The 12,523-nt window shown below is 60.3% G+C and carries 15 protein-coding genes; 5 read left to right on the top strand and 10 right to left on the bottom strand.

All coding sequences use genetic code 11. From position 1 onward, the window contains the following. The first annotated feature begins 21 nt into the window (after positions 1-21). The 3 genes from rpoN (at position 22) to ptsN (ending at position 3,048) form a co-directional block, all read left to right on the top strand. Positions 22-1,698 (top strand): RNA polymerase factor sigma-54, encoded by a 1,677-nt coding sequence (gene rpoN / locus AC1DUY_RS08010; RefSeq protein ID WP_478113502.1) that lies wholly within the window; start codon positions 22-24, stop codon positions 1,696-1,698. 59 nt (positions 1,699-1,757) lie between these two features. Then, positions 1,758-2,363, top strand: a complete 606-nt coding sequence (gene hpf, locus AC1DUY_RS08005; RefSeq protein WP_089266375.1) for a ribosome hibernation-promoting factor, HPF/YfiA family — start codon at positions 1,758-1,760, stop codon at positions 2,361-2,363. A gap of 223 nt (positions 2,364-2,586) precedes the next feature. Next, a complete protein-coding gene (ptsN, locus tag AC1DUY_RS08000) occupies positions 2,587-3,048 on the top strand; it encodes a PTS IIA-like nitrogen regulatory protein PtsN (protein ID WP_089266376.1) in 462 nt (153 codons plus the stop codon). Between the two features lie 112 nt (positions 3,049-3,160). On the opposite strand, the gene AC1DUY_RS07995 is transcribed toward ptsN, so the two are convergent. After that, complete coding sequence (locus tag AC1DUY_RS07995) at positions 3,161-3,688, bottom strand: hypothetical protein (RefSeq protein WP_139285801.1); 528 nt, start codon at positions 3,686-3,688, stop codon at positions 3,161-3,163. 32 nt (positions 3,689-3,720) lie between these two features. Further along, on the bottom strand, positions 3,721-4,308 hold the full coding sequence (locus tag AC1DUY_RS07990) for a hypothetical protein (protein ID WP_478113499.1): 588 nt from the start codon (positions 4,306-4,308) through the stop codon (positions 3,721-3,723). Between the two features lie 51 nt (positions 4,309-4,359). Between AC1DUY_RS07990 and AC1DUY_RS07985 the strand changes: the two genes are divergently transcribed. Further along, on the top strand, positions 4,360-4,527 hold the full coding sequence (locus tag AC1DUY_RS07985; RefSeq protein ID WP_478113497.1) for a hypothetical protein: 168 nt from the start codon (positions 4,360-4,362) through the stop codon (positions 4,525-4,527). Positions 4,528-4,665: 138 nt separating this feature from the next. On the opposite strand, the gene AC1DUY_RS07980 is transcribed toward AC1DUY_RS07985, so the two are convergent. The 8 genes from AC1DUY_RS07980 to AC1DUY_RS07945 all read right to left on the bottom strand — a co-directional run bounded on the left by AC1DUY_RS07980 (position 4,666) and on the right by AC1DUY_RS07945 (position 11,898). Continuing rightward, complete coding sequence (locus tag AC1DUY_RS07980) at positions 4,666-4,932, bottom strand: BQ00720 family protein (RefSeq protein ID WP_089266380.1); 267 nt, start codon at positions 4,930-4,932, stop codon at positions 4,666-4,668. 106 nt (positions 4,933-5,038) lie between these two features. Continuing rightward, complete coding sequence (locus tag AC1DUY_RS07975) at positions 5,039-5,464, bottom strand: Hsp20 family protein (protein WP_068730313.1); 426 nt, start codon at positions 5,462-5,464, stop codon at positions 5,039-5,041. 158 nt (positions 5,465-5,622) lie between these two features. Then, positions 5,623-6,720 carry a sn-glycerol-3-phosphate import ATP-binding protein UgpC gene (locus AC1DUY_RS07970; RefSeq protein WP_439065467.1) on the bottom strand — a complete coding sequence of 366 codons (1,098 nt, stop codon included), beginning with the start codon at positions 6,718-6,720 and terminating at the stop codon, positions 5,623-5,625. Between the two features lie 6 nt (positions 6,721-6,726). After that, a complete protein-coding gene (gene ugpE / locus AC1DUY_RS07965) occupies positions 6,727-7,575 on the bottom strand; it encodes a sn-glycerol-3-phosphate ABC transporter permease UgpE (RefSeq protein ID WP_089266386.1) in 849 nt (282 codons plus the stop codon). Continuing rightward, the gene (gene ugpA, locus AC1DUY_RS07960) at positions 7,575-8,456 is read right to left on the bottom strand and encodes a sn-glycerol-3-phosphate ABC transporter permease UgpA (protein WP_478113493.1); all 882 of its coding nucleotides are present in this window, start codon (positions 8,454-8,456) and stop codon (positions 7,575-7,577) included. The genes ugpE and ugpA overlap by 1 nt, the downstream gene beginning before the upstream one ends. Before the next feature lie 105 nt (positions 8,457-8,561). Beyond that, on the bottom strand, positions 8,562-9,875 hold the full coding sequence (gene ugpB, locus AC1DUY_RS07955) for a sn-glycerol-3-phosphate ABC transporter substrate-binding protein UgpB (RefSeq protein WP_478113491.1): 1,314 nt from the start codon (positions 9,873-9,875) through the stop codon (positions 8,562-8,564). Positions 9,876-10,041: 166 nt separating this feature from the next. Then, the gene (locus AC1DUY_RS07950; RefSeq protein ID WP_184512580.1) at positions 10,042-11,250 is read right to left on the bottom strand and encodes a CaiB/BaiF CoA transferase family protein; all 1,209 of its coding nucleotides are present in this window, start codon (positions 11,248-11,250) and stop codon (positions 10,042-10,044) included. A gap of 222 nt (positions 11,251-11,472) precedes the next feature. Further along, positions 11,473-11,898, bottom strand: coding sequence for an organic hydroperoxide resistance protein (locus AC1DUY_RS07945; RefSeq protein ID WP_231078587.1), 426 nt, complete (start codon positions 11,896-11,898; stop codon positions 11,473-11,475). Between the two features lie 160 nt (positions 11,899-12,058). Between AC1DUY_RS07945 and AC1DUY_RS07940 the strand changes: the two genes are divergently transcribed. Next, a complete protein-coding gene (locus AC1DUY_RS07940; protein WP_478113488.1) occupies positions 12,059-12,517 on the top strand; it encodes a MarR family winged helix-turn-helix transcriptional regulator in 459 nt (152 codons plus the stop codon). Positions 12,518-12,523: the final 6 nt, after the last annotated feature.

Below are 12,523 nucleotides of genomic sequence, written 5' to 3'. Positions count from 1 at the left end.
TTTGGATCGGTTTTTGCCTCCATGGCGCTGACGCAGAGACTAGAGTTCCGGCAATCCCAGTCGCTGGTGATGACGCCGCAGCTGATGCAGGCCATCAAGCTGCTGCAGCTGTCGAATCTCGATCTCGCAACCTTTGTCGAAGATGAACTGGAGCGCAATCCGCTGCTGGAGCGCGCCAGCGACGGTCCTGAGCCACCGGTGGCTGGCGAGGCCAGCCCCGAGCGCAGCGAGTTTTCGAGCCAGGATGAGGCGGGCTATGCCTCCGGCCACGACGATGGCGGCGACCATTCCGATTTTTCCGATCGTTCAGGCGGCGACAGCTTCGATGCGCCGGCGCCCGACGAGTGGATGAACCGCGAACTCGGCACCCGCGCCGAGATCGAACAGACCCTGGACACCGGGCTGGATAACGTCTTTTCCGAAGAGCCGGCCGAAGCCGCCGCACGCAACGCACAAGACGCTGCTCCGACCGCCTATACCGAATGGGGCGGCGGCGCCTCCAACGACGACAGCTACAATCTCGAGGCCTTCGTTGCCGCGGAAGTGACGCTCGGCAGCCATCTCGCCGAACAGCTCTCGGTGGCGTTCTCGTCGCCCGCGCAGCGCATGATCGGTCAGTATCTGATCGATCTCGTCGATGAGGCCGGCTACCTGCCGCAAGATCTCGGCGACGTGCATGAGCGGCTGGGCGCCTCTGTGGACGATGTCCAAAGCGTTCTCGGTGCGTTGCAGAAATTCGATCCGCCGGGTGTCTGCGCGCGCAGTCTCAGCGAATGTCTCGCAATCCAGTTGCGTGAACAGAACCGTTACGACCCCGCGATGCAGGCATTGGTCGAGCATCTCGATCTTCTGGCCAAGCGCGACATCGGCAATCTCAGAAAAATCTGCGGCGTCGACGACGAAGATCTGACCGACATGATCGGTGAGATTCGCAGACTCGATCCGAAGCCCGGTCTGAAGTTTGGCTCGGCGCGAACACAGACCGTAGTGCCTGATGTCTATGTGCGGCCGGGTCCTGATGGCGGCTGGCATGTCGAGTTGAACAGCGACACGCTGCCGCGCGTTCTCGTGAACCAGGTTTATTATTCCGAATTGTCGAAAACGATCCGCAAGGATGGCGACAAATCGTACTTCACCGATTGTCTACAGAACGCGACCTGGCTGGTGCGTGCGCTCGATCAGCGCGCGCGTACTATCCTGAAGGTTGCGACAGAGATCGTCCGGCAACAGGATGGCTTCTTTACGCAGGGTGTTGCGCATCTTCGGCCGCTGAATCTCAAGGCGGTTGCTGATGCCATTCAAATGCATGAATCGACGGTGTCGCGCGTTACCGCCAATAAATACATGGCGACAAATCGCGGCAGCTTTGAATTGAAATACTTCTTTACGGCATCGATCGCATCGGCTGATGGTGGCGAAGCGCATTCGGCTGAAGCGGTGCGACATCACATCAAGCAATTGATTGATGGAGAAAGTCCTTCTCTTATTCTTTCGGACGACACGATCGTGGAACGCTTGCGCGAAGCCGGAATTGATATCGCGCGCCGTACCGTTGCCAAATACCGTGAAGCCATGCGTATCCCGTCTTCAGTTCAGCGCCGACGCGACAAGCAGAGTATGCTCGGAAATGCACTCACGGCACCCGTCACTCCGTCCGATAGGGCACCCGACCGATCCCGCGACACTGCACCAGCTTGATTGCACTCCCGTGGAAACGGGATACTGTCGGTTCAAGGCAGAAGAATCGAGGCATCAGCATGACCCTTCGTATCTCGGGAAAAAGCATCAATGTCGGAGACGCTTTGCGAGGCCGCGTGAGCGAGCGGACCGATGAGGTCCTTCGCAAATATTTCGATGGCAACTATTCCGGTCACATCACGCTCAGCAAAGACGGCTTCGGCTTCCGCACCGATTGTGCGTTGCATCTTGATTCCGGAATTACGCTCGAAGCGGACTCCAATGCAGCGGATGCTTACGCCAGCGCCGATCAGGCGCTGCTTCAGATCGAGAAACGTTTGCGTCGCTACAAGAGCCGGCTGAAGGATCGTTCCGCGCGCAAGACGCATGCTGAAAATCAGGCGATGGCCGAACTCACGGCTCCGACTTTGGACGCGCCGAGCTACATCCTTGAGGCGCCCGATCATGAGGGCGATGCCGACAGTGGCTACGATCCGGTCATCATTGCCGAATCGACCAGGTCGCTGAAGCGGTTCTCGGTGAGCGAAGCTGTCATGGAACTTGATTTCACCGGCGCGGCCGTCGTGCTATTCCTGCATGGCAGTACCGGTCGGGTGAATATCGTGTACCGCCGAGGCGACGGTAACGTGGGTTGGGTCGATCCACCGGTGGTTAAACCGTCCTGACGGCATTGACGCCCAAACGGCCCCTCCCTATGGTCCGCCGCCTTTGACAGGGTTATACCGGTCAATGGATTTCGCATGGGGGGTTCCGGTGCTAGAGTACGTCCGGGCGTTCGCGCCCGGCGCGTTTTCCATCACAGGAACGATGTCCCTTTCCAGTCTTTCTTGACGCTGCCGGTTTTGGTTCTAACTACCCGCTGACGGTCAAACATCCTCGGAACGGTCAATGACGATTACCGATCTGGTCGCGCCCGAGGCGATAATCCCGGCGTTGAAGGTCAACAGCAAGAAGCAGGCGCTGCAGGAGCTCGCTGCGCGCGCTTCCGCGCTCACCGGTCAGAACGACCGCGCCATTTTCGAGGTGCTGTTGCAGCGTGAGAAGCTCGGTACGACGGCCGTGGGCTATGGCGTTGCCATTCCGCATGGCAAGTTGCCGAAGCTCGACAAGCTGTTCGGCCTGTTTGCGCGCCTCGATCGTCCGATCGATTTCGAGGCCATGGACGGCCAGCCGGTCGATCTGGTGTTTCTGTTGCTGGCGCCGGAAGGTGCGGGCGCCGATCATCTGAAGGCGCTGGCACGGATTGCACGTCTGCTGCGCGATCAGGACGTCGCCAAAAAGCTGCGTGCCTCCCGTGACGCTCAGGCGATCTATTCGGTGCTCGCTTTGCCGCCAGCGACAGCCGCCTAACTATCTTACCCCGCAGCTTACGCTGGAATCGCCCGGTTGGACCGGGCGATTCTCCTATTCCGAGCCAGATCCCTGCTTGCGCGGAGATAGAAGGCCGGTTGGCCTCGCCAGCTTACGCCGCGAATTCCTTGGCCGAGATTGGAGCGAGCGACTCGTTGCGCACCGCCTGCCGCGCGGTGATCGATGCGAGCTCGTTCATAGCCGCAGAGGCAGCTTCGGCTTGCGTTTCGGCACGGATCGATTCTGCTTCTTCCGCTGCAGCGACTGCGCGCGACGATGCTGCCATCCGCAGTGCGGTCTGGATCTCGTTGGAATCCGCGCCGCTCTTGAGCAGCAGCAACGTCAGCAGCGCCTTGACGTCGGAATTCATCGCGTCTGCGCTCTGCTTCATGCGTCGCACGGCCGCTGACGTTTCAGGAACGTTGACGGCGGTTGCGGGACGAAGCTTGGCGACGTTGCTGCCTGAAGCTTCTATGCCCTGCATGCGCATCGGATTGGCATATTCTTCCGCCATCATTACCCGCGATGCGGCAGCAAGCTGCAGAGCATTGTGAATCTCCGGCGAACTGGTGCCGGTCTTCAGCAACAGCAAAGTGAGGAGAGCTTTGACGTCCGAGTTCATCGCGGCAGTGTTTTGCATTGTGTTCCTCGCTTGTGAGAAGAGTGACTGAGCTAGTTGAAACGTCGTCCGAACAGCTTTTCGAAGAAGGTTGGTTGTGGCGGCTCGGGGTGAGTGATTTCAGCGACGAGTTTGGGTGGCTTGGGGCGCCGGACGTCACGCTTCACCCGCAGCTTTGACAGCAGCATGGTCGGCCCAGGCATGGCCGCGGGCTCGGCGAAGGTCGTGAGCGTGCCGTCCTCGAGGCTGCCGCGGATCAGGATTGGTGAGAGAAATATGGGATGTGCGAGTGCAGCAGCCGTCGCAAGGCGCGCGTTATTTAGAGTGCCGAGGCTCTGAACGGCCTCGATACTCCATTGCCCGAGCGGCAAGCGGTCTGACTTGGTCACGAAAGGCGGGCTACTGTCGGGTGCGGTGATGGGAGGGACGGTGCCGTCGGCGCGCATCAAGAATACGGTGGCAGCTGCGCAGCCCGGTGCAAAGACGAGGATCGCGAAACAGGCTGCGATCACCGGCCGACTATCAAAATCCCAGGAGCCGGTCCGGGGAACTGCCTCTGATTTCGGAGCGGTGATCGTTGCACCGAAGCTCCGTAGCAAGTCTTCGACTTGAATTATCTGGGCTTGTGTCGATCCATTCATGGCGACCTCGAATCTCAACATGACTAGATTTTCTCAAGTCATGGTGAATGCGTGGTCACCATTTTCTTCTGTGAAACGGCAGCAAAGATCAGGCGCAATGATGCCATCGCGCCGGATATCCAGATTGCTATTGATGGGGGGATCAGTTTTTCAGATGGCGCAGCGGATGAGAGGTCGCGTGCGGATCGATTGCGTCCGATGATGTGCTCGCGATATTGACGACGGGTTAAATAGATACCGCGTCATGCAAGCCGAGCACCTGCGCGTGATGATCGTCGTTTGGACGCTGGGATACTCGACATTGGGATACGCGGCTGTCACCGCGTATCCTGACGTCTGCATGCTGGCCAGTTCGCGTTAGTGAACGCTGACGGTCTGCAATTCCTGGCTCCATGCATTCGCGATCGCCGCTTCACGGCTGTCGGTGAGCATGATCGGCGTGCCGTCGGCGGCGTGCAGCGCGAACAGCTGCAATCCGGGCGCAATCTCCGGCGCCTGCGGGAACAGTCCCGGCACATCTTCCGAGCGAACCGGCTTCACATAGGCGATCATACCTTCGCCCAGATGCGCCAATGCTTCGGTGGTGACGGCGGCATTTTCATTGATCGTAACAACTTCAGTCATCGTCTCGACTCCTTCTATGAGATCAAGCGGTCGAGTCCGCTACTCGTTCCATACTCAGGATGCATGACCTGATCGAAAACCGGAAACCAGTTTGTCGCGTCATGCATTATTCGTGTTCATTGATAGCGATTGTCTTAATGACCCTTTCAGGCTCAGGCCTGGCCAGATCAATCGACAACAGCCCGTTCTTCAGATCCGCACCCAGCACCAGCATCCCCTCTGCCAGCACGAAAGTGCGCTGGAAGTGGCGCGCGGCGATGCCGCGATGGATGTATTGCCGGGTCTTGTCGTCCTGCTGGCGGCCCCGGATCACGAGCTGGTTTTCCTCGGTGGTCACATCGAGCTGATCGCGGGTGAAACCTGCGACCGCCAGCGTGATCCGCAGGCGTTCGGGTTGACCGTTATTACGGTCGCACCGCTCGATGTTGTAAGGAGGATAACCGTCGGCACCTTTGACGACGCGATCGAGCGCACGCTCAATCTCGTCGAATCCCAAAAGGAACGGACTAGATAACGAAGGAACACGAGACATACCTACAAAGCCCTCTCGAAGCGACTTTGAGGGGCCCTTACGGCACCCCTGGCCAATCGGCACTCTGCCAACCGGTCAATCAACAATATGGGCATGCCAAAGCCCGGTTCAAGCACCTCTAAATTGCCGGGAAACCGTTACTAAGGCCTTGAAACCGATCAGATATCGATCCGATTGCGGCCATCGACGCTGAACAGGTGCAGTTTGTCGCGGGGAGCCGTGGCGCGGATCGAAGCACCGATGGCCGGGGCATCCTGGCCGGGGATACGCACGATGACCTCGCCCTCGGGCAGCTCGCCCGGAGTGGCGCTGACGGCCTTCTCGGCCCGCGCACGGGTGCCATAGACGAAGGTTTCCGCGCCGACCCGTTCGATGGCCTCGACCGTCAGGTTCAGCGTGATGCCGCCGTCAGTTGCGGCCGCGCCGGAAATCGTAAGGTCTTCCGGCCGGACGCCCAGGATACCGGCGTCGGCGGCGCTGCGGCTGTCGCCGGCGAACTGCGCACGGATCTCATTGCCGCCCAGCTTGATCAGGTTCATCGGTGGCGCGCCGATGAAGGAGGCGACGAAAGTGGTCGCCGGCTTGCGGTAGATATCGAGCGGACTGCCGATCTGCTCGACCTGGCCGCCGTTCATCACCACCAGAATATCCGCCAGCGTCATCGCCTCCAACTGATCGTGGGTGACGTAGATCGACGTCGTCTTGAGGCGACGTTGCAGCTTGCGGATTTCGACCCGCATGGCGACGCGCAGCTTGGCGTCGAGATTGGACAGTGGCTCGTCGAACAGGAACACTTTCGGCTGGCGGACGATGGCGCGCCCCATGGCAACGCGCTGGCGCTGGCCGCCGGATAATTGTCTGGGCTTGCGATCGAGCATGCCGGCGAGTTCGAGCGTCTGCGCGGCTTCGCGCACGCGCGTATCGATCTCCGGCTTCGGCATGCCCCTGTTGCGCAGGCCGTAAGCCATGTTGTTGTAGACGCTCATATGCGGATAGAGCGCGTAGTTCTGGAACACCATGGCGATGTCGCGATCGGCCGGCTCGATCTCGTTGACGACACGGCCGCCAATATCGACCTCGCCGGAGGTGACGGTCTCAAGGCCGGCAACCATGCGCAGCAAGGTCGACTTGCCACAGCCGCTTGGCCCGACGAGCACACAGAACTGGCCGTCGCCGATTTCGAACTCGATGCCCTTGATGGCCTCGAAGCCGCCGGGATAGGTCTTGCGGACGTTGCGCAGCGAAACATTGGCCATCTGAACTTACTTCTCCGTCTCGACCAGGCCGCGCACGAACAGCCGCTGCATGAACACCACCACGGCGACAGGAGGCACCATCGCAAGAATCGCCGTCGCCATCGCGAGCTGCCATTCGGCGAGTTCATCCGTCGTCGTCAGCATCTTCTTGATGCCGGTGACGATGGTCTGCATGGATTCCTGCGTCGTGATCAGAAGCGGCCACAGATACTGGTTCCAGCCATAGATGAACTGGATCACGAACAGCGCTGCCATTGTGGTGACCGACAGCGGCAGCAACGTATCCTTGAAAAAGCGAAAGGGGCCGGCGCCGTCGATGCGCGAGGCTTCGAGCAGTTCATCGGGGATGGTCATGAAGAACTGGCGAAACAGCAGCGTGCCGGTGGCCGATGCGATCAACGGCAGGATCAGCCCGGCATAGGTGTCGAGCATCTTCAGATCGGCGATTACCTTGTAGGTCGGATAGATACGGACCTCGACCGGCAGCATCAGCGTCACGAAGATGATCCAGAACGCCGTCTGGCGGAACGGAAAACGGAAATACACCACCGCATAGGCGGAGAGGATCGAGATCACGATCTTGCCGAGCGCGATGCCCATTGCCATGACGAACGAGTTCATCAGCATATGGCCGACCGGCTCGCGGCTGGCGCGCGATCCGCCGACGAAGATGGCCCGGTAATAGTTCTCCAGCGTATGACTGCCCGGCAGCATCGGCATGTTGCCGTTGACCACCGTTGCTGCGTCGTGGGTCGAGGCGATCAGCGCGACATAGACAGGGAATACGACGATGAACACGCCGAAAGTCAGGATCGCGTAAGCGAGGATGTCGTTCCAGCGGCGGTGCTCGACCATCAGTATTGCACCTTGCGCTCGACGTAGCGAAACTGGATCGCCGTGAGCGCGATCACGATCACCATCAGGATCACCGACTGCGCTGCCGATCCGCCGAGGTCGCCGCCGAGCCTGCCGTCGGCATAGACCTTGTAGACCATGGTGGTCGTCGCCCCGGCCGGCCCACCACCCGTGACGGCGTCGATGATGCCGAAAGTGTCGAAGAACACATAGACGACGTTGACGACCAGCAGGAAGAACGTGGTCGGCGACAGCAGCGGGAACGTGATCGTCCAGAATCGCCGATATGGCCCGGCGCCATCAATCGCCCCGGCCTCGAGTACGCTGCGCGGGATCGCCTGCAGGCCGGCCAGGAAGAACAGGAAATTATAGGCGATCTGCTTCCACACCGCGGCCATGACGACGAGCGCCATGGCGTGGTTGCCATTCAACATCGGATTCCAGTTGAAGCCCATCATGCGCAGCGGCCGTGCCATGGTGCCGAGCGTCGGGTGGAAGATGAACAGCCACAGCACGCCGGCGACCGCGGGAGCCACTGCATAGGGCCAGATCATCATGACCTTGAAGGTCGGCGCGGCTTTCAGATTCTTGTCGGCCTGGGTGGCGAACAACAATGCGATCGACAGCGAGAGCGCCGCGACCAGCGACGAGAACACCACGGTCGTCGCCATTGCCTTGTAGTATTCCGGCTGGGCAAGCAGCGCCTGATAGTTCTCCAGCCCGATGAATTCCGAGTTCAGGCCGAACGCGTCCTCGCGCAAAAACGATTGCCAGACAGCCTGGCTGGCCGGCCAGTAGAAAAACACCAGGGTGATGACCAGCTGCGGCACGAGCAACAAATATGGCAGCAGCTTACCCTTGAAGACCGCGGACTTTTCCATGCAGTTCGTCGTGCCCCAGAAAGCAGCCTCATTCTGCTCATGTCATCGCCCGTCCAAGCGCGCAATTGCGCGCGAGGCCGGGCAACGACAGCGTCCGCTTGAATACTACTTCGCAGTCTTTTCGAAGGTCCGCAACATGGCGTTGCCGCGGCTCACGGCGGTGTCGAGTGCCTGTTGTGCCGTCTTCTGGCCACCCAGCGCAGCCTCGATCTCCTCGGACCAGATGTCTCGCAACTGCACCATGTTGCCGAACCGCAGGCCGCGCGAATTTTCGGTCGGCTCCTTGTTGGTCAGCTCCTTCAGCGGGGTCTGCAGGATCGGGTTCTTGTCATAGAAGCCGTCGGCCTTGGTCTTTTCATAGGCGGCCTTGGTGATCGGCAGATAACCGGACTCCTGATGCAGCTTGGCCTGCCGATCTGTGTCGGACAGGAAGCTGAAGAATTTTGCGATGCCCTTGTATTCCTCAGGCTTCTTGCCGCCCATCACCCACAGCGAGGCGCCGCCGATGATCGAATTCTGTGGCGCGCCGGTGACGTCGGGATAGTAGGGCATCGGCACCGAGGTAAAGGCGAATTTGGCGGTACCCTTCGCCGTCGCGTAATAGCCGGACGAGGTCATGAAGAGCGGGCATTCGCCGGAGCCGAAGCGACTCTCGCTGGCGTTGGCGCGACCGGAATAATCGTAGGTCTTGTCCTTCTGCAATTCGATCAGTGTCTGCAGATGTTGGACATGGAGTGGCGAATTGAATTTCAGCTCGGTGTCGAAGCCGTCGAGTCCGTTCGCCTTCGTGCCGATCGGCACGTTGTGCCATGCCGAGAACTGCTCGATATTGGCCCAGGTCGCCCAGGCGTTGGAGAAGCCGCAGGTCGCATAGCCAGCCGCCTTGAGCTTCTTGGCGCCCTCGAACACTTCGGGCCAGGTCCTGGGAATTTCGGCAATATTGGCCTTCTTCAGCGCATCCAGATTGACCCACATCACCATCGACGATGAGTTGAAGGGAAACGACAGCATCTCGCCCTTCGATGTCGAGTAGTAACCGGTGATCGCGGGCAGGTAGTTGTTTGGATCGAACGGCTCGCCCGCATCCTTCATCAGCTGGTAGACAGGTTTGACGGCACCCTTGGCGCTCATCATGGTCGCGGTACCGACCTCGAAGACCTGCAGGATGTGCGGTGCGGTGCCGGCGCGAAATGCTGCGATGCCGGCATTCATGGTGTCGGGATAGCTGCCCTTGAAGGTCGGGACCACCTTGTAGTCCGGTTGGCTGGCATTGAAGTCAGCCGCGAGCTTGTTGACGATGTCGTTGTTGCCGCCGGTCATCGCGTGCCACCACTGGATCTCCGTCACCGCTTGCGCGGGCGAAGCGAGCGCCAGCGTGCATGCGAACAGAGTGGCGAGTGCGAATTGGGGGCGGATCATCCAGTTTCTCCCGTTAGCCGTCATCGTCTCGTTGCAACAAAGCTGCGCCGGATGACGTGCATGCGACATTTTGACAGCGCGGATGCTAGGCGGGAAATGGCGGCGTTGGGAAGCCGCAAAAAGTCGAAGACGAACGGGGCTGCAGATCGCGCAGCCCCGTGTTGTTTTATCGCTTGCGCTCGGAGCCGCTCACGGTTCCTTTGGCGACCAGCTCTTTGATTTCATCACCGGAGTAGCCGAACTCGGTGAGGATCTCGTTGAAGTGCTCGTTGAACTTCGGCGGCACGTGGCGCAGGCTCGCTTTGGTGCGGTCGAAGCGGACCGGCGAGGCGACGCCCTTGTACCAGTCCTTCTCGATGATATCGCCGCGATGCTTCGTGTGGGCATTGGCGAGCGCCTTGTCGATCGACTGCACCGGACCGGCGGGGAGGCCGGCGCCAAGCAGACGCTCGCACAGCGGCGCGCTGTCGTGATCCTTCAGGATCGCTTCCAGTTCGGCCCGCAGCGCATCGCGATTCTGTACGCGGTCGCGGTTGCGTGCGAAGCGCACGTCCGTGCCGAGTTCCGGCTTGCCAAGTTCGCGGCACAGCTTCCGGAAGGTGCCGTCATTGCCGACGCCCATGAAGATGTTGCCGTCGCGGGCAGCGAACACGGCATAGGGCACCAGGTTCGGATGCTCGTTGCCGGTCAGCGCCGGCGGCTTGCCACCGTTGTAGAAATAGTTCGCGGTATGCGGGTGCATGATCGCGAGACCGGTTTCGTACAATGTCGCCTCGACGAATTGACCGAGACCCGATTTGGCGCGCTCGGCGAGCGCCATCAGGATGCCGACGCAGGCATAGAGACCGGTCGCCATGTCGACAAGCGCGACGCCGATGCGGGTCGGGCCGCTTTCCTGTGAGCCGGTCGATGCCATCAGGCCGACCATCGACTGGATGATCGCGTCATAGCCGGGGTGCCCGCCATGTGGGCCGTCGCCGCCGAAGCCGGAGATGCGGCAATGGATCAGCTGCGGGAATTTCTCGCGCAGGAAATCGTTGCCGATTCCCCATTTGTCGAGCGTGCCGGGCTTGAAGTTCTCGATCATCACGTCGGCATTTTCGAGCATTCGCATCAGCACAGTACGACCGCCCTCGGACGCGAGGTCGAGACCGATCGAGCGCTTGTTGCGGTTGGTGCCGATGAAATAGGCCGCGTCGTCGTCGTGGAAGGGGGGGCCCCAGTCGCGAGTCTCGTCGCCGGCCGGCGGCTCGACCTTGACGACGTCAGCGCCGTGGTCGGCCAGGATCTGGGTGCAATAGGGTCCGCCAAGAACGCGCGACAGATCGATCACGCGCAGGCCGGCAATCGCGCCGGGAGCTATGGGCAAGCTCATTCAATCAGCCTTCTCTCAAGTGTCGTTGGGATATTTTTATGCCAGAGAGCATGTAAGGGCTGTCAGAGCTAGCGGGCTTCCGGCTGGTCAGCAATGGCCTTGTCCGGGCAGCGGCTATGGCCAGAGCGAGGGTATGGCGCAACCGCCAGACGAACGCGAACGGGCTCGGCCGATGGCCGAGCCCGTTCGTATCGAGAGTTAATTCGTTTGCGTCGCTGTGACTCAGACGATCACGGTGCGGACGTCGATATTGCCGCGTGTGGCGTTAGAATACGGGCAGACCTGATGCGCTTTCTCGACCAGCGCTTCAGCTTCTGCGCGCGCCAGACCCGGCAAGGAGACCGCGAGTTCGACATCGAGGCCGAAACCACCGGCCGAACGCGGGCCGATGCCCACGGTGGAAGTGACCGTCACATCGGCGGGTACCTTCGGGCCGCCCTGCGAGCCCACGAACTTCATCGCGCCGATGAAACAGGCAGCATAGCCGGCCGCGAACAGCTGCTCGGGATTATTGCCGGCGCCGCCTGCGCCGCCGAGTTCCTTCGGCGTGGTGAGCTTGACGTCGAGAGCGCCATCAAGCGTAGCGGCGTGGCCATCGCGGCCACCGGTTGCCTTGGCGCTGGTCTTGTAGAGCACATTCACAGACATAATCGTCTCCTTGTTGTTTGCATCTTGCACAATTATAATTGCGCACAATTAGATTGTGCACAATGTATAAAATGCGCGGCGCAATCGAATTGTGCTCAACTGATCGTGAAGGGGTTGGGGTCTGGCGTCAGCTGTGGCCAAATAAGCTCCGGAGATAATCATGGCCAAGAAACCCGCACCTGTTCCGCTGCTGCAGCTCGATAACCAGCTCTGCTTTGCCGTCTATTCGACCGGCCACGCGTTCAACCGCGTCTACAAGCCGTTGCTGGACCGATTGAAGCTGACCTATCCGCAATATCTGGCGATGCTGGTGCTGTGGGAGCATGACAATGTCCCGGTGAAGGATATCGGCGAGCGGCTGTTTCTCGATTCCGGCACGCTGACGCCGCTGCTGAAGCGGCTGGAAGCCGCTGGCCTGATCAAGCGCACCCGCAGCATCGAAGACGAGCGGCAGATGCTGATCGCATTGACGGCGCAAGGTCAGGCGCTGCGTGAAAAAGCCAAGGCCGTACCGCAGGGAATCCTCGCGGCGTCAGCTTGCACGGTCGGTGAAATGGCCGCGATGAAAAATGAACTCGTGGCGCTACGTGATCGGCTGAACGCAGCGCTGGAAGAATAGGCAGTA

The sequence above is a fragment of the Tardiphaga sp. P4_G1 genome (assembly GCF_056401215.1).
The sequence above is the reverse complement of the archived record's forward strand: the minus strand, read 5'-3'. Positions and strand labels throughout refer to the sequence as shown.

Bases quoted from the DNA above. Each gene is read 5' to 3' on its own strand.
- rpoN (WP_478113502.1), top strand. From the start codon at position 22: ATGGCGCTGACGCAGAGACTAGAGTTCCGGCAATCCCAGTCGCTGGTG.
- hpf (WP_089266375.1), top strand. From the start codon at position 1,758: ATGACCCTTCGTATCTCGGGAAAAAGCATCAATGTCGGAGACGCTTTG.
- ptsN (WP_089266376.1), top strand. From the start codon at position 2,587: ATGACGATTACCGATCTGGTCGCGCCCGAGGCGATAATCCCGGCGTTG.
- AC1DUY_RS07995 (WP_139285801.1), bottom strand. From the start codon at position 3,688: ATGCAAAACACTGCCGCGATGAACTCGGACGTCAAAGCTCTCCTCACT.
- AC1DUY_RS07990 (WP_478113499.1), bottom strand. From the start codon at position 4,308: ATGAATGGATCGACACAAGCCCAGATAATTCAAGTCGAAGACTTGCTA.
- AC1DUY_RS07980 (WP_089266380.1), bottom strand. From the start codon at position 4,932: ATGACTGAAGTTGTTACGATCAATGAAAATGCCGCCGTCACCACCGAA.
- AC1DUY_RS07975 (WP_068730313.1), bottom strand. From the start codon at position 5,464: ATGTCTCGTGTTCCTTCGTTATCTAGTCCGTTCCTTTTGGGATTCGAC.
- AC1DUY_RS07970 (WP_439065467.1), bottom strand. From the start codon at position 6,720: ATGGCCAATGTTTCGCTGCGCAACGTCCGCAAGACCTATCCCGGCGGC.
- ugpE (WP_089266386.1), bottom strand. From the start codon at position 7,575: ATGGTCGAGCACCGCCGCTGGAACGACATCCTCGCTTACGCGATCCTG.
- ugpA (WP_478113493.1), bottom strand. From the start codon at position 8,456: ATGGAAAAGTCCGCGGTCTTCAAGGGTAAGCTGCTGCCATATTTGTTG.
- ugpB (WP_478113491.1), bottom strand. From the start codon at position 9,875: ATGATCCGCCCCCAATTCGCACTCGCCACTCTGTTCGCATGCACGCTG.
- AC1DUY_RS07950 (WP_184512580.1), bottom strand. From the start codon at position 11,250: ATGAGCTTGCCCATAGCTCCCGGCGCGATTGCCGGCCTGCGCGTGATC.
- AC1DUY_RS07945 (WP_231078587.1), bottom strand. From the start codon at position 11,898: ATGTCTGTGAATGTGCTCTACAAGACCAGCGCCAAGGCAACCGGTGGC.
- AC1DUY_RS07940 (WP_478113488.1), top strand. From the start codon at position 12,059: ATGGCCAAGAAACCCGCACCTGTTCCGCTGCTGCAGCTCGATAACCAG.